Annotated in this window: 24 protein-coding genes; 4 read left to right on the forward strand and 20 right to left on the reverse strand. The window is 37.4% G+C overall.

The annotated features are described in order from the left end of the window. Positions 1-140: 140 nt before the first annotated feature. The gene (locus tag MHI04_RS17615; protein WP_036119760.1) at positions 141-515 is read right to left on the reverse strand and encodes an iron-sulfur cluster assembly accessory protein; all 375 of its coding nucleotides are present in this window, start codon (positions 513-515) and stop codon (positions 141-143) included. Positions 516-701: 186 nt separating this feature from the next. Between MHI04_RS17615 and MHI04_RS17620 the strand changes: the two genes are divergently transcribed. After that, positions 702-1,394 carry a DUF2225 domain-containing protein gene (locus MHI04_RS17620; protein ID WP_058844838.1) on the forward strand — a complete coding sequence of 231 codons (693 nt, stop codon included), beginning with the start codon at positions 702-704 and terminating at the stop codon, positions 1,392-1,394. A gap of 48 nt (positions 1,395-1,442) precedes the next feature. On the opposite strand, the gene MHI04_RS17625 is transcribed toward MHI04_RS17620, so the two are convergent. Further along, on the reverse strand, positions 1,443-1,679 hold the full coding sequence (locus MHI04_RS17625) for a NifU family protein (protein ID WP_004228295.1): 237 nt from the start codon (positions 1,677-1,679) through the stop codon (positions 1,443-1,445). 83 nt (positions 1,680-1,762) lie between these two features. On the opposite strand from MHI04_RS17625, the gene MHI04_RS17630 reads away from it, so the two are divergent. Beyond that, positions 1,763-2,098 carry a YuzD family protein gene (locus MHI04_RS17630; protein WP_036119745.1) on the forward strand — a complete coding sequence of 112 codons (336 nt, stop codon included), beginning with the start codon at positions 1,763-1,765 and terminating at the stop codon, positions 2,096-2,098. 71 nt (positions 2,099-2,169) lie between these two features. Here MHI04_RS17630 and MHI04_RS17635 read toward each other — a convergent pair whose 3' ends face one another. Further along, positions 2,170-3,234, reverse strand: coding sequence for an NAD(P)/FAD-dependent oxidoreductase (locus MHI04_RS17635; RefSeq protein WP_036119742.1), 1,065 nt, complete (start codon positions 3,232-3,234; stop codon positions 2,170-2,172). A 269-nt stretch (positions 3,235-3,503) separates the two neighbouring features. Between MHI04_RS17635 and MHI04_RS17640 the strand changes: the two genes are divergently transcribed. After that, entirely contained in the window at positions 3,504-3,740 is a 237-nt protein-coding gene (locus MHI04_RS17640) for a YuzB family protein (RefSeq protein WP_036119739.1), read from the forward strand. An 80-nt stretch (positions 3,741-3,820) separates the two neighbouring features. On the opposite strand, the gene MHI04_RS17645 is transcribed toward MHI04_RS17640, so the two are convergent. Both MHI04_RS17645 and MHI04_RS17650 read right to left on the reverse strand, forming a co-directional pair. Continuing rightward, positions 3,821-4,573 carry a TIGR01457 family HAD-type hydrolase gene (locus MHI04_RS17645; RefSeq protein ID WP_036119736.1) on the reverse strand — a complete coding sequence of 251 codons (753 nt, stop codon included), beginning with the start codon at positions 4,571-4,573 and terminating at the stop codon, positions 3,821-3,823. Further along, complete coding sequence (locus tag MHI04_RS17650; RefSeq protein WP_036119733.1) at positions 4,570-5,028, reverse strand: DUF86 domain-containing protein; 459 nt, start codon at positions 5,026-5,028, stop codon at positions 4,570-4,572. Before MHI04_RS17650 ends, MHI04_RS17645 begins: the two co-directional genes overlap by 4 nt. Positions 5,029-5,116: 88 nt before the next feature. Here MHI04_RS17650 and MHI04_RS17655 point away from each other — a divergent pair, with 88 nt between their 5' ends. Beyond that, entirely contained in the window at positions 5,117-5,383 is a 267-nt protein-coding gene (locus MHI04_RS17655) for a DUF3055 domain-containing protein (protein WP_036119730.1), read from the forward strand. An 86-nt stretch (positions 5,384-5,469) separates the two neighbouring features. On the opposite strand, the gene MHI04_RS17660 is transcribed toward MHI04_RS17655, so the two are convergent. From MHI04_RS17660 to sufC, 15 genes are all read right to left on the reverse strand, one after another. Beyond that, positions 5,470-5,658 carry a hypothetical protein gene (locus MHI04_RS17660; protein ID WP_170829885.1) on the reverse strand — a complete coding sequence of 63 codons (189 nt, stop codon included), beginning with the start codon at positions 5,656-5,658 and terminating at the stop codon, positions 5,470-5,472. A 59-nt stretch (positions 5,659-5,717) separates the two neighbouring features. Further along, positions 5,718-6,245 (reverse strand): HAD family hydrolase, encoded by a 528-nt coding sequence (locus MHI04_RS17665; RefSeq protein ID WP_058844836.1) that lies wholly within the window; start codon positions 6,243-6,245, stop codon positions 5,718-5,720. A 117-nt stretch (positions 6,246-6,362) separates the two neighbouring features. Continuing rightward, a complete protein-coding gene (locus MHI04_RS17670; protein WP_036119722.1) occupies positions 6,363-6,710 on the reverse strand; it encodes a YutD family protein in 348 nt (115 codons plus the stop codon). A 33-nt stretch (positions 6,711-6,743) separates the two neighbouring features. Continuing rightward, complete coding sequence (lipA, locus tag MHI04_RS17675) at positions 6,744-7,661, reverse strand: lipoyl synthase (protein WP_036119719.1); 918 nt, start codon at positions 7,659-7,661, stop codon at positions 6,744-6,746. Between the two features lie 106 nt (positions 7,662-7,767). Next, entirely contained in the window at positions 7,768-8,565 is a 798-nt protein-coding gene (gene yunB / locus MHI04_RS17680) for a sporulation protein YunB (RefSeq protein WP_051891599.1), read from the reverse strand. Between the two features lie 23 nt (positions 8,566-8,588). Further along, positions 8,589-9,698: an HD-GYP domain-containing protein gene (locus MHI04_RS17685; RefSeq protein WP_036119715.1), complete on the reverse strand. Its 1,110-nt coding sequence runs from the start codon at positions 9,696-9,698 to the stop codon at positions 8,589-8,591. A gap of 33 nt (positions 9,699-9,731) precedes the next feature. Further along, the gene (locus tag MHI04_RS17690; protein WP_058844835.1) at positions 9,732-11,099 is read right to left on the reverse strand and encodes a bifunctional UDP-sugar hydrolase/5'-nucleotidase; all 1,368 of its coding nucleotides are present in this window, start codon (positions 11,097-11,099) and stop codon (positions 9,732-9,734) included. Between the two features lie 20 nt (positions 11,100-11,119). Beyond that, complete coding sequence (locus tag MHI04_RS17695; RefSeq protein ID WP_058844834.1) at positions 11,120-11,944, reverse strand: sulfite exporter TauE/SafE family protein; 825 nt, start codon at positions 11,942-11,944, stop codon at positions 11,120-11,122. Next, positions 11,944-12,801 carry a DUF72 domain-containing protein gene (locus tag MHI04_RS17700; protein WP_058844833.1) on the reverse strand — a complete coding sequence of 286 codons (858 nt, stop codon included), beginning with the start codon at positions 12,799-12,801 and terminating at the stop codon, positions 11,944-11,946. The genes MHI04_RS17695 and MHI04_RS17700 overlap by 1 nt, the downstream gene beginning before the upstream one ends. 177 nt (positions 12,802-12,978) lie before the next feature. Then, positions 12,979-13,974: an ABC transporter substrate-binding protein gene (locus tag MHI04_RS17705; RefSeq protein ID WP_340811977.1), complete on the reverse strand. Its 996-nt coding sequence runs from the start codon at positions 13,972-13,974 to the stop codon at positions 12,979-12,981. Positions 13,975-14,234: 260 nt separating this feature from the next. Next, the gene (gene sufB / locus MHI04_RS17710; RefSeq protein ID WP_271910798.1) at positions 14,235-15,632 is read right to left on the reverse strand and encodes a Fe-S cluster assembly protein SufB; all 1,398 of its coding nucleotides are present in this window, start codon (positions 15,630-15,632) and stop codon (positions 14,235-14,237) included. A gap of 101 nt (positions 15,633-15,733) precedes the next feature. Continuing rightward, positions 15,734-16,159 carry a Fe-S cluster assembly sulfur transfer protein SufU gene (gene sufU / locus MHI04_RS17715; protein WP_058844831.1) on the reverse strand — a complete coding sequence of 142 codons (426 nt, stop codon included), beginning with the start codon at positions 16,157-16,159 and terminating at the stop codon, positions 15,734-15,736. Then, positions 16,149-17,378 (reverse strand): cysteine desulfurase, encoded by a 1,230-nt coding sequence (locus tag MHI04_RS17720; RefSeq protein ID WP_058844830.1) that lies wholly within the window; start codon positions 17,376-17,378, stop codon positions 16,149-16,151. The genes sufU and MHI04_RS17720 overlap by 11 nt, the downstream gene beginning before the upstream one ends. Beyond that, the gene (sufD, locus tag MHI04_RS17725; protein WP_036119683.1) at positions 17,378-18,685 is read right to left on the reverse strand and encodes a Fe-S cluster assembly protein SufD; all 1,308 of its coding nucleotides are present in this window, start codon (positions 18,683-18,685) and stop codon (positions 17,378-17,380) included. Before sufD ends, MHI04_RS17720 begins: the two co-directional genes overlap by 1 nt. Positions 18,686-18,703: 18 nt before the next feature. Next, positions 18,704-19,489 carry a Fe-S cluster assembly ATPase SufC gene (gene sufC / locus MHI04_RS17730; protein ID WP_089934132.1) on the reverse strand — a complete coding sequence of 262 codons (786 nt, stop codon included), beginning with the start codon at positions 19,487-19,489 and terminating at the stop codon, positions 18,704-18,706. Positions 19,490-19,590: the final 101 nt, after the last annotated feature.

Consider the following 19,590-nt stretch of genomic DNA (forward strand, 5'->3'; position numbering starts at 1 on the left):
AAAAGCCTCTTCAATTTGTTGTTATCCCAACATACAAATCAAAAAGGCTTGGTATCTATAACCCTAAACCGCTATTTTAGGGTTGTGTTCTTATTTTAAGGATTGTGTACACTTATCTATCAACTTCTTGATACAAGTTTTTATTCACAAACCTCAGGTGTACCTTCACGTTTAGCTGTTTTAAATGAAGTACCACAGCCACATGATGCAATAGCATTTGGATTATCAATTGTGAAGCCACCGCCCATTAGCGATTGTTTATAGTCAATTTTTGTTCCCATCAAAATCGGCGCATCTTCACGGGAAACAAGAATTGTTAAACCATGCTGTACATCTTCAAAGTCATCCTCTTTTTTCTCTTGATCAAAGTGCATGCCATAGGATAGTCCGCTACAGCCGCCACCGTTCACCACTACACGTAAAAAAGAACCTTGTTCTTCATTATGCTCCATCATTTCATTAATATGAAAGCCAGCAGCTTGTGTAACTTCTATTACTTTTTTTGTACTTGTCATCCCAATCACCTTCCTTCTTACGTATTATCATATCAATTTTGACCATTGTATGACAAACATTCAGCTTCAAGTCGATTTTTAGTCATAATTCTAATATTTTTCACATTTTTAGTATTTTTTATTCATGTTAATAAAAACTCTATTGGTATAATAGTTACAACGACTTCTTTGTAGGGGGGAATATATATGGAGATTTCACCATATTACGAAAAAAAAATTCAATGTTTGAATTGCAAAAAAGAATTTCCAACATTAAAGGTACGCTCAAAATTTATTAAAGTAGACCATACCGAAACAGATTTTCAACCGATCTATGCAGATGATGTCAATGCTCTTTATTACAACGTCTTTGTTTGCGAGCATTGCGGCTTCTCCTTTACAGAAGACTTTACAAAATATTTTGCACCAGGTATTCAAGATGAAATTCGTACACACATTACGGAAAAATGGGTGCACCATGATTTCAAGGGTGAACGTACCGTATTTCAAGCGATTCAAGCCTATAAGTTAGCTTTTCTTTGTGGGACAATTAAAAAAGAAAAAAATGTAGCGATTGCCGGATTAACTTTACGTCTTGCTTGGCTCTATCGTTCGTTGAACAATAGTGGACAAGAGGAGCGCTTTATGAAATTAGCACGTGATTATTATATGGAATCTTATTCTACCGAGGATTACAGCTCCACACAAATGTCAGCTGTCCGCATCATGTATATGATTGCTGAATTATCCAGACGCATTGGAGATATTGAAAATGCCACACGTTTCTTTTCAAGAGTCATTGAAAAACAAAGTGCTGGGGGCGAAGCAAAAATTGTGGATATGGCGAAAGAGCAATGGGCCATTATACGTGAAGAGAAAGAACATGCACGCCATGTATAGCTGAAAAAAGTTCTAGCTGTGCTGACAGCTAGAACTTTTTATGATAGCTTAGAATACTTGCTCTACTTCCACAATACCTGGTACTTCTTCTAGTAAAGCACGTTCAATACCAGCTTTTAATGTAATCGTAGAACTTGGGCAACTGCCACATGCACCTAATAAACGTAATTTAACAACGCCATCCTCAACATCTACTAATTCACAGTCTCCACCGTCACGTAGTAAGAATGGACGTAATTTATCTAATACCTCTTGTACTTGGTCGTTAATTGTTGCTTCTGCCATTTATCTCGACTCCTTTCCTTATAATGATTATAATGTTAGCAACAGAAAAAATCCAATATTGAATCACAAGGAGAGAAAATACTATGCCATCAACAAAACCGATGATTGAAATTTATGGAACAGCTGTTATCTGTGCTAGCTGTGTCAATGCTCCATCTTCAAAAGATACATATGAGTGGCTTCAAGCAGCCATCGACCGTAAGTACCCAGATCACACCTACGATATTCGCTATATTGATATTGAAGGTCCAATTGAGAATGATCGCGACCAAGAGTATGCCAAACGTATTCAAGAAGATGAGTTTTTTTACCCTCTTGTCCTCATAAATAATGAAGTTGTTGGTGAAGGCTATGTGCAATTAAAGCCTGTATTTACAGCACTTGAAAATTTAGGCTTTGTTCCAGACGAAACTGTTTAAACAAAGCTAAGGGATTGCTTCAACATGATGTTAGAGCAATCCCTTTTCTCTCTATGAAAGACAGTAGCTAATTAATCATTTTGACGTTTGTAATACCATAATAATCCTGATTTCATTAAGCGCGCGATACGTCCAGTGACTGTTGTATCAGCTAAGTACACAAAGCCTTGTTTTTTACCAAGAGCCCCCATGAAGCCTTTTAATTTAATGTCCGGCATCTTCTCTGGTAAATGTTCACCTTTCCAACGCATACGAAGTACTTTTACGATTTGCTCCGCTTGTTCCTCAGCTAACTGTGCTGTTGGAGGTAAATCTGATGAAGCACAATCCCCTACAATATAGACATGTTCATCATCAAGTACATTAAAATACTGAGTGACAAGTGGACGGTCATGTTTATCTTTCTCAACATCCATATCACGAACGATTTTGACAGGCTGTACACCTGCAGTCCAAACGACAGCATCGAGTAAAATTTCATCTTCGTGATTGAAAATTTTACCTGGTTCTACTTTTGTAATATTGGAGTTGGCTATAACATCAACATTATGCTTAACAAACCAATCCTTTACATACTTACTTAGTTTTTCTGGAAAATCCTTAAGAATACGTTGACCACGGTCAAATAACTTTATTTTTAAATCTGATCGACTTTCACGTAGCTCACTTGCAAGCTCAATTCCACTCAAGCCAGCCCCTACAATTCCCACTGTAGACCCAGCTGGTAAACCACAAAGTGCTTGGAATGTTGCGCGCGATTGTCCCATCGTTTGAATGCTATATGTGTGCTCTTCCGCACCTGGTACACCATGATATTTATCTTCACAGCCAAGCCCAATGACTAAATCATCATATTCAATACGTTGCCCATCTTCTAAAAGGACTACTTTTTCTGCACGATTAATTTCAACGACTTCTCCATATACAGCCGTTAAACGTTCATGCTCTGGGAAGCTTACACGAATTTCTTTATCTGTTGCAGTCCCTGCCGCCAATGCATAAAATTCTGTTTTTAAACTATGGAAAGGGGCTCTATCTACTATAACTACCTCTCTGTCTAATGGTAAGCTATTTAATAGACGAAGCATGACACGCATATTGCCGTAGCCGCCACCTAAAAGTACTAATTTACCCATAATAGTCTCCTTTTATATCTCTTTTAATAATTGTTCACAAAGTATCCACAAACGAGTATAACCGATTGTGAGAAGTTTCACAATATCAGAATGAAATTTTGTGAAAGATTTCACATAATAAATGAGAACTTGTTCATTTCGATTGATTTTAGAGCTATTAATAACGAATTCCCTTTATCTTTTATCAAAAAACGTTTCTTTTACCTTAAACATAAATAATTGACGAAAATCGTAAAACCGAGTAGCATTACTTTGGTGAGGTGACATGAATGAATCCAATGGTTGAATTTTGTATAAGTAATTTAGCAAATGGCTCTCAAGCAACTTATGAAGTACTCGAACGCGACCCAAACATCGACGTTTTGGAATATGGCTGCCTCAGTTATTGTACAAAGTGCTCGGAATCTTTTTATGCAATTGTAAATGGTGAATTAGTAGAAGCCGATTCTCCTGATGCATTAACGAAAGCCATTTATCAATTTATTGAAGAAAATCCATTATGGTAGTTTTCTAAAATGCCTATATGAAATAAATTTGAACAAATAAAAAGGATGTTATGCTAAAAATCAGCATAAACATCCTTTTATTATTTTAATACATCCACTACATATGTAGGTTGACATTCTTTTTCTAGTACAACCTTTGTAGGAGTAACACCTGTATTCACATGAATGGTGTCACAGCCAAAATGAATACCACACATAATGTCCGTGTCATAGTTATCACCGATCATCACCATGTCTTCTTTAGCCATTCCATGTTCTGTAGCGATTACTTCCAGCATGGCTGGTGATGGTTTACCAATATAGATTGGTTCAACATCTGCAACCTCTCCTACTAAGCGAGCAAAAGAACCATTGCCTGGTAAAAAGCCGTACTCTGTCGGGAATTTAATATCTTGATTAGTCGCAATAAAGGTTGCCCCTTTTTGGACAAAAATCGTTGCTCTAGCAAGTGCCATATAATCAAGCGTACGATCAATACCCATAACAAATACTTCCGGCTCATCTTCAACAGGTTCAATATTTTCATTGAGTAATGCCTGACGTATTCCATCTGTGCCCATCATGGCTACTTTTTTGCCTGCGAAATGAAGTGCCACATATTTTGCTGTTACCAATGCACTTGAATAAATATGCTCTAATGGTGCGTTTACACCAATAGACATTAAAGCTTCCTGCAGTTGTTCTCGCGTCTTCGAAGAATTATTCGTTACATAAAATGGCTCAATTCCTGCTTGCTGTAAACGATGAATAAACGCAACCGCTGAAGGAATTCCTTCCTTCCCGCGATAGACAGTGCCATCTAAATCAAAGCAATAGGCTTTATATTGTTTCATTGATGGTCCTCTGGTAAAAAAGCTGAAACTGGCCCTAATTCATTTGTTAAATAATGGTGGACTGCTGGCGAGAATTGCTTTAAAGCCTCTAAATTGGCTGTTAGTACCTGAATAACCTCTGGGATATCTACATCTATAAACTCGCGTACAAGCATTTTACGCAAGCCAACAACTGCTTTATATGGTGCTTCCATTTCAGCAGCTACAACTTTTTCATCGACTAAAATATCGATGATATCCTCGTAGCTTCCTGGATCACGCATAATGAAACCGTCAATCATTAAATTGCCTACATCCATCATTGACTCCATAATGTTGTGTCCAATTCGCTCGATAGCTAATTTCTTTATATCATTTTGAAGCCAGTTATCATTATCCTCTGTCTCCAAAATAGTTAATAGCCCATCTAAGTACTGTAAATTTTTTGTGATTTTATTACGATCTACAAAATACACAAGGAAAGCCCCCATTCAAATCATTAAAAGTTGATAGTCTTTTCTCTTCTATAGTACCATAACTATAGGACTGGAAGGAGATTAAAAGATGGAACGTTTTTTTTTATATGATGATGTAGAAGATACAAAAACACGCTTTGTTAGTTTTGCTGGGAAAAAGCTACGTTATGATTTAGCTATTTTACAATCAGGCCGCTTCTTTGGAAAAGTGCTTGTCATGGATATTCAATTTGGTCGCTTTGCTATCATCGGCCCTGATGATATAGAAGAACCTGGTTACTTAGAACATGTGTACAATCGCACAGAGGAAGAAACGATAGAGTTACGAGAATATTTACGTGAATTATTGAACTAACACCCTTTTTATTGGGTGTTTTTTTATAGGGCATAAAAAAATTCCGCGTTACCCTGTAGGCGATTGCGAAATCTTTTTACGTATTGTTATTTATTTAAAGTAGATGGATTATTTTTATTATGGGGCTTATTGTCTTTGTTTTCTTCATCATTTTGTTTTTTTGCTTGCTGATTTTGACCAATAACCGCTAAATCATCTACACTTATATCAAAACCATATCCGTATTCCTCACGATCTAATGGCTTTTTATCGCGCTTGTTCTTTGCCAATATCATCACCTCCACTCATAAATTATCCTTTTTTTAATGTTTTATACTTCTTTTTTTCACACTAATTAAGTCGTTGAATCCTCAATAATCCAATGTGCAGCACTTATTAAATCTGGGAAAACGGCATCTGCTAATGGATCTTGGTCTCCTAAAAATACACCCTTTGTTCCTGCTTGTTTGCCTGCAATTATATCCGTGTCCGTATCACCAACCATATAGGATTTAGATACATCAATGTTATATTTCCTCGCTAAATCCACAATTAATTTACTATTGGGCTTTCGGCAAGCACAGCCCGACCTAGGCTTATGTGGACAATAAACGACCTCATGGATAGTGGCGCCTTTTTTCTTGAGCTCCTTCACCATATGCTCATGTATTTTCTGTAAGCTCGTTTCCTTCATGAAACCTAAACCGACACCACCTTGATTTGTCACAACAAACACATAATCAAAATGTTTATTTAACTTCTTGATCGCCTCAGGCACCTGTGGTAAAAAGTATAAATCCTTAGGCTTATTGACAAATTTCACACGACTCGTTAGTACCTCATTGATGACACCATCGCGATCTAAAAATACGGCTCTTTTCATATGCAACACACCTTTAATAAGCTGTTTTGTGCTTTAGTTTTCCCCCATTACTGCAAAAGAAAACAAGGACACAAGAAAAAACCTGATGCCTATCACATCAGGTTTCTCTTATCTTTTTTATTCCGCTAAAGGTTCTTGGTCTGTTGGCTTTGTTACCACACTTGTATCCAACACTTCGGGCTGTTTCATGACTTTGCCCGTTTTACGTAACACAAAATAAGCACAGCCAAAATTACAATACTCATATAGATAGTCTTGAAGCGTACTTATTTTCGTATCAAAAGTTGATTTTTGATTTTTATCATCAAAAAAACCCTTTAAACGTAATTGATTATAGCCCCAATCCCCTACAATATAATCGTATCTGGCTAAAATATCTGAATACCTTTCCTGAAAAACTTCCTCCTGAAAGGCTTCTCGATAATCCTTTATTAGTTCATATTCTAATCCTTCAATTATGATCAAAGTGACACCACCCTTTTCGTTCAGCCTTGACGTTTAGAGTTCTGCTTGTAATTGACGTTCTTTTGTTGCAGCATTTACTTGTTCATCTGCATGATAACTACTACGTACAAGTGGGCCTGCTTCACAATGTTTAAAGCCTTTTTCCATGGCAATCTTACGCAGTTTACCAAATTCAATTGGTGAATAATATTTTTTAACTGGTAAATGCTTTTTCGTTGGCTGTAAATATTGACCGATTGTCATAATATCTACATTATTCGCACGTAAATCGTCCATTACTTCTAAAATTTCTTCGTGTGTTTCGCCTAAGCCAATCATTAACGATGATTTCGTTGGAATTTCTGGCTGCATCTCTTTAGCCAAGCGAAGGAACTCTAATGAGCGTTCGTATTTTGCACGAGCACGTACTCTTGGTGTTAAACGGCGTACCGTTTCAATATTATGGTTTAAAATATCTGGTTTCGAATCCATTAGCAGTTGAAGGTTTTCTTTTATACCACCTAAATCTGATGGCAGCACCTCAACAGATGTGAAAGGACTTTTACGGCGAATAGCACGAACTGTTTCGGCTAATACTTGCGCACCGCCATCCTTTAAATCGTCACGCGCTACCATTGTGATTACAACGTGCTTTAAGTTCATAATTGCTACTGAATCTGCAACGCGCTCTGGTTCAGCCAAATCTAGTTCATTGGGTAACCCTGTTTTGACTGCACAGAAACGACAAGCACGTGTACAAACGGAACCAAGAATCATCATGGTAGCAGTACGTCTTTCTCCCCAGCATTCATGGATATTTGGACAGCGAGCTTCTTCACATACTGTATGCAGATTTTTCTCACGCATCAGCTTTTTAAGCCCTTTATATTCGTCGTTCGTGTTTAGTTTTATTTTTAGCCAGTCTGGTTTTCTTACATGTTCTTCTTTACTTGTAGGTTTACAAGATGTCATACGAATATCGCCCCTATCAAAAATATGCATTTTTTAATATTAACTATCTTCACTGTTGTCAATGTAACATATTAAAGGAGCTCCAACAACTATCACAATAACATTTCTACTTATAAGGGACAGGTATTTCGATGGAGGGTTGCGGTGCATCACTACTATTTGTATAAATGTTTGGAACAGGACCTCTCGTTAAGCCCATTGCTACAGGGATATCTTGTGCAACGGTTGAAGATTTACTAGCGAACGGGACAATAATCTGTACATTGACTTCTAAATGAATACCTACCTCCACATAAGCACTGTTGATCCCAAATTCCTGAATGGAGGACGTCACATTGCTATGAACATTTCCAATCACGTGGAAGCGTATCGGAATCTTTGGCCCTAAATTTCCGAGCAAAGGTATATTGGCCGCTTGACCAAGAGGTACAAAGAAGACAATACCATCACCTTCCTGAATTCTGTTAATATCATATTCAACATTATCTAATTCAGGTAAATGCGATAATTCTCCTTGTTCAGCTTGCTCTAAATACATTTTAACAAGCTCTAATGTCTCTGCTCGAACACGATTAATAATTTCTGTATTAAACTTAGTCGTCATCATTTCAGATGTACCGGGAGGAATATCTTGAATGATATCATTGACATCTAATACATTTGAGGTACGTGAATTAATGGCTTTGCTCACAACGTATGACGCAATCTTAGTGGTTTGTACCTCGGCATACTGCAAATAGGTTGGCATGAGCCGTTCGTTTAAATAATAAATAAATAATATAAGGCAAATAACCGTACTCACAATTAAAATTGTTAATCGATTAAGACGTATTCCCCTTTGATTATATGAGCGTAATTTCATCCTTTTTCGAGGGAAAAACAAAAAAATCTCCTCCTGTTCCATAACGTATGAACAGGGGGAGCAATTTATTCTACTTTTGCGGAAGCCACGTAATCGGTCTCAACACTTTCAATTGAAACACTAGGATAATCCACTAAATTGATTTCATATGTAGCTGCGAGCAATTGATTTTGCTCTTCAAAAATACGAATCCACGGTAATGCTGCATCCAATGTATTTTGTCTGGATACAATACCGCGTCGTCCATCCGATAATTTTAAAATAACGCCATTTGGATAGTGGACCACTGCCCTTTTTAACGCTTTTACAACACGAGCATCATAAAGAGTACCAGAGCCTGCTTCAACAATTGCTAACCCTTGTGAGGGTAGCATCTTTTCACGGTAAACACGATTGGTTGTAACTGCGTCAAAAACATCTGCCACGCCAATAATCTTGGCAAAAGGATGAATTTCAAAATCAACAAGCCCTCTTGGATAGCCGCTTCCGTCAATTCGCTCATGATGCTGAAAAGCACAATGTGCCACAAGTAATGAGATAGAATGTAGATTGCGCAATAAATCAAAACCATAACGAGCATGCATTTTCATTGTTTCAAACTCATCATTAGTGAGACGATCAGGCTTTGTTAATATATCTTTAGGTACCATGAGTTTACCAACATCATGCAGTAAAGCACCAATACCGATTAAGCGTAAATCCTCAGCCGAATAACCAAGCTCTTTGGCAATCGCAATGGAGTACAAGGTCACTTGGAAGGAGTGTTGATATAAATATTCATCAAATAAATAAGCATCTGTTAAAATAGTTAAAATTTCATCATTTCCAGTAACTGCAGAAAGTAGTTCATCTACAATTGAGACAATTGTCTTTGATTGCTGATCTAATATATAAGAGGCATTTACGGGATTACAACCATCAATGGATTGGAATGAATCCTTTATAGTTGTAATCACTTTATTTCGCATAGCAGGTGGAACGGTCTCTTCTACTTCTATACCTTCAGAAATATCATCGTTAATATATAGATAATGCATATTTAACTGTTGAAGTCGTTGAATAATCCGGTCATTAATAACAACATCTTTCTTTAAAAGTGGATGACCTGCCTCATTCCAAATGGTTCTACCTAATACCATTCCTTCTTTTAATACATCGATTGAAATTAATCGCATGATTTCTTCCCCAATCCATTCTTTAAACTCTCTCTATTGTTTAAAGAATCTTTGACCATAATCTATCATAATGTTTCGTAAAAATTCAGGTAAAATATATTGTTTCTTCGCATATTTAAAGCTTGGATAAAAATAACCAAATGTAAATAAATCTAACGTCACAAGTTTATAAATATGATCGTGATCCGCTAGCTTGCCATTAATCAATAATTGGCGATTGTCATTCATTGAAAATCCGTATGTCAACATTTTCCCAAAAATAACGCCTCTAAACCCTAAACCTTTTAATTCGATATAGGGCCACTCTTCATTTTTGGATTGCATATAAATTTCTTTCATTTCTGCAACGGATAATTCAATTGTACATAAATTAATAGGATGTGGAAAAATTCGATGCAAATCTAGCGCAGTTACAGTGCCCTTCGGTAAACCATCTAAAAAGATACCTGCATTGAACAATGCACAGTCGGCACCGCTTTTTTCCAAAATGGCATGTGCAAATAAATCTGATAGCTGTGAGTAATGGAACCATTCCTTGTTATAGGATTTATTTGTTGTAAAGACTGGTGTATCCAGTATTCTGTTACCTTCATCCTCCCAAAACTGTACCATTTTCTGTTCATTATTAACAATTGGCAAATCCTTATTATGAATTAAAGTATCCTCTTTTTCAACAATTTTCCTCATTTTTTTATCATATTCTATGACAAGATGACCTGTATATTGGCCAAATTTCCCTCCACCTGTCAGTAAAACACCATTGATATGTTTGCCAGTTGGCAAGACATGATGTGTATGGGACCCGAATATCACATCAATTTCGGGACATTCTTCCGCTAAGAGCTCATCCTCTGTAATGCCTAAATGTGACAAGCACACAACAATGTCAACCTCTTTACGTAGTTGATGTGCTAGACGTAGCAATGTACTGCGGGCATCGTCCATATGCCAATTTAATTCTTGATAATACACTTCAAACATGGCTGTAGCAGCAATTACACCTATTTTTGTACCTGTTTCTGTTGTTAAAATAACATAGGGCTTCATCCAAGATGGCTTTTCCCCTTGAGAGGCATAGACATTCGCCACCACAACTTCAAAATTGGCATCATCATATAAATGGAAGAGCTCTTCATGTGACAATGTAATGCCTTCGTTGTTACCGATTGTCACTACATCATAACCTGCCTCATTAAGTAATTGTACATTGCCTCTCCCAACCGTCGCCTCTGTATAAATATTAGAACGGTCTAAGTGATCTCCAACATCAAATAAATAGCTTGTTTCCCCTATTGCCGCTAGATTGTTACGCATCTCTTTCACATAGCTTTGCATACGTGGCCAATACTTAAAATGACTATGCAAATCATTTGTGTGAAAAATATGGATTTTTTCAAGCATTAAAGCCACCTCATTTCAAATTAAGCTAATATGCCTTCTATAATGGAACGAATTCCTAATAATAATAAAATAATCCTTAGGGCGAGTACAAGCGTATCTGATTTAATTCTTTTATTTAATGCCGCCCCCAATTTTGCCCCAATATAGGCCCCTGGAATAACAGGGATTGTATAGAGCCACGGCACATGTCCGAAGTAAATATGGCTTGAGGAATTTACAATGGACGTTAAAAACACCATAAACATCGATGTTGCCACTGCGACATGTGGTGGAAATAAAAACAAAATAATCATTGCTGGTACAATCATCGAGCCACCACCAATGCCGAACAGCCCAGAAGCAAAGCCAATACCAAATGTTAATATAAAGGCAAACCAAATAGGATAGCCATATATAAAGGTATTGCCCTCAGAGTCTGTAAATTCTTGTTGCGTACCATTTTTCACAAACCATTTTACTGGCTTCAACTTGTCACGGACAAGCAAAATGATTGATAAAATAATAAGCAGAATACCAAAATATAAATTGAAGGATGGTAAGTCTAATCCTTTATTGACCCAAGCTCCAAGAATCGTTCCTGGAATACTTCCAAGAAAAAATATAAAGCCACTTTTATAATCCACCGTTTTGGATTTCATATAGCTTAATGTGGAGGCTAGCCCTGTAAAGATCATCATAACAACTGATAAACCCACTACTTTTTGAGGCGTAATATCTGGAATCATTCCTAGATTTAAACCAATATATAAGGTTGCTGGTACTAAAACGATACCACCACCTAGCCCAACCAATGAGCCAATTAGACCCGCCAATAGTGCAATGATAACTAATAAAATAAATTCCATTATAGTTCCCCTTCAAACATGTTTAATTGTTTAGGCGCTAGTCCAACATCTTTAATATTCAACATGTCTTGTAGCTCCTTTGCATTTTTCGCTGCATGATTACCTGAATTATTATTAAATAATACGAAGAGTTCATTGACCTCTTTTTCAAGCTTTTGCATGCTATGCCCAAGCTGTTGTAATTCTTCTTTATTATAATCATATAAAAAGCGAACTTTACGCCAATTTTCAGCATTCCCTGTGTTGCGCCACCCATGGATATTGCGCCCATGGATACGGATAAGTGCTTTACTCGCCGTCACTACAGGATAGAAGGGGACTGAACCTACACCAGCCTGTGGTTCATCACAAATCGTATGAATAAATTGATGTTCACGTAAAAAATCCATCGTCTGCTGTACAACATTTTCTGCATACCATGTTTGATTTCGAAACTCAATAGCTACTTCAAAATCCTTGAGCTGCTGCCGTATATACAATAAATATTGTACATTTTTTGCCTGGCAATCAAACCACGGTGGAAATTGTGCTAATACCATCGCTAGCTTTCCATAACGTTTAAATTCATTCGCACATTCGATAAAAGCGTTGAACATGTCATTTTTTGTTTCAAAAGGTATATCACCACGCAAATGGCCAGTCATACCTTGGTAGGCCTTTACAACAAAACGAAAATTTTCAGGTGTATCCTCACACCATTTACGAACATGCTCCTTGGACGGGATGGCGTAAAAAGACGTATCGACTTCGACCGTTAAAAAATGACCTGTATAATCAAATAATTTATCTTTTGAGGTAGTCACTCCACTAGAAAGTGAAGGGTGATCGCCCCAACCGGTTAATCCAACTACAATCATGTGACACCCTCCTCTATGTACATAATCATAGCACACAGTATGATACTAGAAATAAACATCATGTAAAAAATATCGCATTCTTTTGTACATTCAAAATGAAGGTTTGTCTCTTATATGCAAAAGAAAAAGCATGAGTCCATATACCCTTGAACTCATGCTACTTAATTGGGCTACCTATTATTTCACAAGATTTTGTTGGATAGCCTCTAAAAACTTAATTCGGCTATAAGCTGGGCCACCTTCCATTAATGGATCAAGTACATTGACAAACACTTGGTCATTTTTAAAGGCATTAATATTTTGGATGATTGGATTGTTTTTAAAGTCTTCTAAAGCATTTGGTGCATCCGCATTTTCATCTGTTGAAAACTGTACAAATAAATAATCAGGGTTCATATCTGCCAGTTGTTCCACAGAAATGGCTTCTTGTGCTTTTGCTTTCGCAACTTCATCAGGCACTGCTAAACCGAGTTCTCCATAAAGAACAGCATTTAAAAATACTTCTTTTGGATAAACATAAGCCTGTCCACCACGAATACGAACAGCAGCTACTTTTTTATCTTGTAGTTTCTCAGTTAACGTCGTTTTAGCAGCTTCAATATCTGCCTTATATGTAGCTAAGATTTTCTCTGCATCTGCTTGCTTACCTGTTAATTCAGCTAATAAGTTTAAATTAGACTCCCAGTTCGTCGATATATGTGACACTAAAATAGTAGGAGCGATTTTCTCTAATTTACTTTGTACTTCTTCTGGGAACTTTGTTGAACCTAAAATGACATCAGGATCTAATTCTAATATTTTTTCAAAATTTGGTTTGATTTTCTCACCAATTGATTCTGCTTTGTCTGTTACAGAAGCATATAGCTCAGGGAATTTGCCACCAATAGCAATAGCTCCTACTGGATGAACATCAAGAACAACCATATCCTCCATCGCTTCCATAGCACCTGTTACAACAATTCTTTCGACCTTTTCTGGTACTTCATAGCTTTCACCAAGATATTCAATTGTTCTCGTACCATCTTCATTTGTAGATTCATCTTTTGTTTGCGTTGCTTCTTCTTTTGGCGTATCTGTGGATGTTTCCTCTTCCGTAGTCTTTTTCTCACCACATGCAGCTAGGATCAGCATAAATAATGCGATGACACTAATAAATAGAAACTTCTTTTTCATTGACAATAATCTCCTTTAAATTGTTATCGTTATGACAAATAGCTATGTCATCTGGCATATTGAAGCATTGAACATGAAATTATTTTATCAGCTCCTACTTTTCAATTGATATTGATTCTCATTATCATTTTAGTATGTATTCATCCAAAAATCCAGTATTATTTTAATATATTACAAAAATCCATTTTCGATCTGATATATCAGATCATAAAAAAAACCCCTAGTCACAAGTTTTACTGTGACTAGGGGTGGTAAGTTAATTACCCGATAGAACCTTCCATCTCGAATTTAATCAGACGGTTCATTTCTACTGCGTATTCCATTGGTAGTTCTTTTGTGAATGGCTCGATGAAGCCCATTACAATCATTTCTGTCGCTTCTTCTTCAGAAATTCCGCGAGACATTAAGTAGAATAATTGCTCTTCAGATACTTTTGAAACTTTTGCTTCATGCTCTAAAGAAACATTATCATTTAAGATCTCGTTGTACGGAATTGTATCAGAAGTCGATTGATTGTCCATGATCAGTGTGTCACATTCGATGTTCGCACGTGCACCACTAGCTTTAGGACCAAAACGAACTTGTCCCATATAAGTTACCTTACCACCTTGTTTAGCAATCGATTTCGATACGATTGTTGAAGATGTGTTTGGTGCCATATGGATCATTTTTGCGCCAGCATGTTGGTGCTGTCCTTTACCTGCTAATGCAATGGATAATGTCATACCACGAGCACCTTCACCTTTCAGGATACATGCTGGGTATTTCATTGTTAACTTAGAACCGATGTTACCATCAATCCATTCCATTGTACCGTTTTCTTCAACAACTGTACGTTTCGTTACAAGATTGTAAACGTTATTCGCCCAGTTTTGAATCGTTGTATAACGGCAATAAGCATCTTTACGTACAACAATTTCTACAACTGCAGAGTGTAAAGAGTTTGTTGTATAAACAGGCGCTGTACAACCTTCAACATAATGTACGTGTGCACCCTCGTCCACGATAATTAATGTACGTTCGAATTGACCCATGTTTTCAGAGTTAATACGGAAGTAAGCTTGTAATGGTGTTTCTACTTTTACACCTGGTGGTACATAGATAAATGATCCACCTGACCATACAGCTGAGTTTAATGCAGCAAATTTATTGTCCGTGTAAGGAATTACTTTGCCCCAATATTGTTTGAAAATATCTTCGTTTTCACGTAAAGCTGAGTCAGTATCTTTGAACACAATACCAAGATCCTCAAGATCCTTTTTCATGTTATGATAAACTACCTCAGACTCATATTGTGCTGATACACCAGCAAGATATTTTTGTTCTGCTTCTGGAATACCTAATTTATCAAATGTAGCTTTGATTTCCTCAGGTACTTCATCCCATGATCGTTGTGTAGCTTCTGATGGTTTTACATAGTACGTAATTTCATCAAAATCTAAATCTCCAAGATCGCCACCCCATTGTGGCATTGGTTTTGTATAAAATGTTTCAAGTGCTTTTAAGCGGTACTCAAGCATCCACTCTGGCTCTTGTTTCATATTTGAAATTTCACGGACGATTTCTTCAGTTAAACCACGTTTTGAACGGAAAATTGATACGTCCTTGTCATGGAATCCGTATTTGTAATCGCCGATATCAGGCATTTTTTTAGCCATCGTTTCTCCTCCGTTCACTGAGATGTATTTTCTCCAGGTATTCAACCCTTGTCTTGGATGAAAGCCATGTTGCTTTCATCCAAGCAACAAGGATGTAAGATTTATTTCACGCCTTTTTCCATTGCTTTCCAAGCTAATGTCGCACATTTAATTCGTGCAGGAAATTGTGAAACACCTTGCAGTGCTTCTACATCCTCAAGGTCGTATTTATCGCTATACTCTTCCCCCATCATCATCTTAGAAAAAATATCTGAAAGCTCTATTGCTTCTTCAACCTTTTTCCCTTTGATGAGCTGTGTCATCATCGATGCAGAGGACATGGAAATAGAGCAGCCTTCGCCGTCAAATTTTGCATCCTCTACGATACCGTCAGTCACTTTTAATGTTAAGTGAATGCGGTCGCCACATGTTGGATTGTTCATATCAATCGTTACAGCATCCTCTTGTAAAGATCCTTTATTACGAGGATTTTTATAGTGATCCATAATGACTGAACGATATAGTTGATCTAAATTATTAAAAGACATCTCCAAAATACTCCTTCGCAGAACGTAACCCTGCAACTAAACGGTCAATATCCTCCTCTGTATTGTACAGATAGAAGCTTGCACGCGCTGTTGCTACTTGCTGAAGACATTTCATTAGTGGCTGTGCACAATGATGTCCTGCACGAACAGCAATCCCATTCATGTCAAGCACCGTTGCAACATCATGTGGATGTACATCATCTAAGTTAAATGTCACCAATCCACAACGCTTCATTGGATCACGTGGGCCGAAAATTTTCAAACCGTCAATTGTCTCAAGCTGATCCATTGCGTAGCCTACAAGCTTATGCTCATGTGCTGCAATATTATCTAGCCCAATGTCAGTTAAGAAATCAATAGCGGCACCTAAACCTATTGCACCTGCAATAATAGGCGTTCCACCTTCAAATTTCCACGGTAATTCCTTCCACGTTGAATCATAAAGCCCGACAAAATCAATCATTTCGCCACCAAACTCAATTGGCTCCATCTTTTCAAGGTGTTCCTTTTTACCATATAGTACACCTATTCCAGTTGGTCCGCACATTTTATGCCCTGAGAATCCGAGGAAATCCACATCCAAATCTTGCACATCGATTTTCATATGTGGGGCAGCTTGTGCACCATCGGCTACCATAACCGCACCATTAGCATGTGCAATTTGAGCAATTTCTTTAATTGGATTTATTGTTCCAAGGACGTTTGACGCCATAGATACGGAAACGATTTTTGTTTTAGGTGTGACTGTTGCACGAACTTTTTCCAGACTAATAGTACCATCCGCTTCTAGCTCAATGTATTTCAATGTTGCATTTTTCTCTTTAGCCAGCTGTTGCCAAGGAATAATATTGGAGTGGTGCTCCATATGGGTAATAACAATTTCATCACCCTCCACGACATTAGCACGCCCATAACTTGACGCCACCGTATTTAAAGCCGTTGTTGTGCCACGTGTAAATATAATTTCCTGCGTTGATTGTGCATTGATAAACTTACGAACTTTTTCACGTGCACCTTCATATTTATCTGTTGCACGATTTCCTAATGTATGCACGCCACGGTGAACATTAGAATTATCAAATTCATAATATGCTTTAATAGCTTCAATCACTTGAACAGGTTTTTGAGACGTTGCAGCACTATCAAGATAAACAAGTCTATGACCGTTGACATCCTGATTTAAAATTGGGAAATAGCTTTTAATGTCTTTATTCATCATTAGCGAACTTTCCTTTCAATAACCTCCGTCAGTTGCTTTTGAACGCCCTCAATTGGTAATTGCGTAACAACTGGCGCAAGGAATCCATGGATAACAAGGCGCTCTGCCTCTGCTTTTGAGATACCACGGCTCATTAAATAATAAAGCTGTAATGGATCTACTCGACCAACAGACGCTGCGTGTCCTGCTGTTACATCATCTTCATCAATTAATAAAATTGGGTTTGCATCCCCACGAGCTTTTTCTGACAGCATTAATACACGTGATTCTTGTTGTGCATCTGCTTTTGTCGCACCATGCTCGATATAGCCAATACCGTTAAAGATTGATTGAGCTGCATCTTTCATTACACCATGCTTTAAGATATGCCCGTTAGAGTTTTTACCCCAGTGACGAACCTCCGTAGTGAAGTTAAGTTTTTGTTCTCCACGACCAACTACTACTGTTTTTGTATCTGCATGAGAACCGTCACCAATTAAATGTGTAATGTTTTCAGAGATTGTATCTGAGTCATTCATCAAACCAAGAGCCCAGTCAACTTTTGCATCACGTGCTAAACGTGCACGACGATTTACGTATGTCGTAAAGCCTTTTGCAAGTACATCTACTGCACCATATGTTACTTGTGCATTATCTTGGACAACGACTTCTGCAATAATATTTGCTTGACCTTTTGCCTCTTCAATTGTTGAAATATATGTTTCTACATAAGTTACAGCAGAATTAGCTTCCGCTACTACTAAAACGTGGTTGTATAATGAAGCTTCTGCATTGTCGTTTAGGAAAACAACTTGAAGTGGTTGCTCAATGATTACGTTCTTTGGTACGTATACAAACACACCACCATTAACAAGCGCTGTATGAAGTGCTGTTAACTTATGCTCCTCCACTTTAACAGCTTCTGTCATAAAGTATTTTTGAACAAGTTCACCATGTTCACGGACTGCTGTGAAAATATCAGTAAAAATAACACCTTTATCAATAAGTTCTTGCGATGTCTTAATGTACGCTGGTGTATTATTACGTTGGATATATAGGTTTTCTTGTGATTCAAGGTCAATTAACCCTTTTGCTTCTTCAGGTAGAGCATCCAATGAAGAGAATGCCTCACTATGAACCGCCAATTGCGGGAATTCCATGAAATCCCATTTTGTAATATTCGTTCTATCTGGTTTTGGCAAATCTAAACCAGTTACTTTGTCTAGTGCTGCCGCGCGAAGTTCTGTAAACCAAGTTGGTTCACCATTTGCTTCTGAGAACGAGCGCACGTCCTGTACTGTTACAGGCAAGTTAAGTTCCACTGTCATGCTAGTTCGTCCTCCTTCTTATGCTTCTTGTTCTTCTGCTTCTTCTTCGATACCTAATTCTTTTTTAATCCAATCATAGCCTTCTGCTTCTAAGCGTTGTGCAAGCTCTGCACCACCAGATTTTACAACACGTCCTTGCATCATTACGTGTACATGATCTGGAGTAATGTAGTTTAATAGACGTTGATAGTGTGTGATCATTAAGCAGCCAAAGCCTTCACCGCGCATTGCGTTAATGCCTTTTGATACTACTTTTAATGCATCAATATCAAGTCCAGAGTCAATTTCGTCTAAAATTGCAAATGTTGGTTTAATCATCATTAATTGAAGAATCTCATTACGTTTTTTCTCACCGCCAGAGAAACCTTCATTTAAATAACGTTGAGCCATATCTTCATGCATTTCTAGGAAATCCATATTTTTATCTAATTCACGAATAAATTTCATTAATGAAATTTCATCGCCTTCTTCACGACGTGCATTAATCGCCGAACGTAAGAAATCAGCATTTGTTACACCAGCAATTTCTGATGGATATTGCATTGCTAGGAATAAACCAGCTTGAGCACGCTCGTCCACTTCCATTTCAAGTACATCTTCGCCATCAAGCTCTACAGTACCTGAAGTGACTTCATATTTAGGATGACCCATAATTGCAGAAGCTAGTGTCGATTTACCAGTTCCGTTTGGCCCCATGATTGCGTGAATTTCATTTGTATTAATTGTAAGATTTACGCCTTTTAAAATCTCTTTCCCGTCGATCGCAACGTGAAGATCTTTAATAACTAAAGTTGACATGAAAATACCTCCATAGTGTTCAGTGAATGGGTCAACCATTCCTTAATTATTATCATTCTAATCTTAACTGAAAATCGTTCTCTATGCAAACCATTTCAATTACTTTC

The organism is Lysinibacillus sp. FSL K6-1151 (genome assembly GCF_038630755.1).
In the GTDB taxonomy this organism is placed as follows: Bacteria; Bacillota; Bacilli; order Bacillales_A; family Planococcaceae; genus Lysinibacillus; species Lysinibacillus fusiformis_D.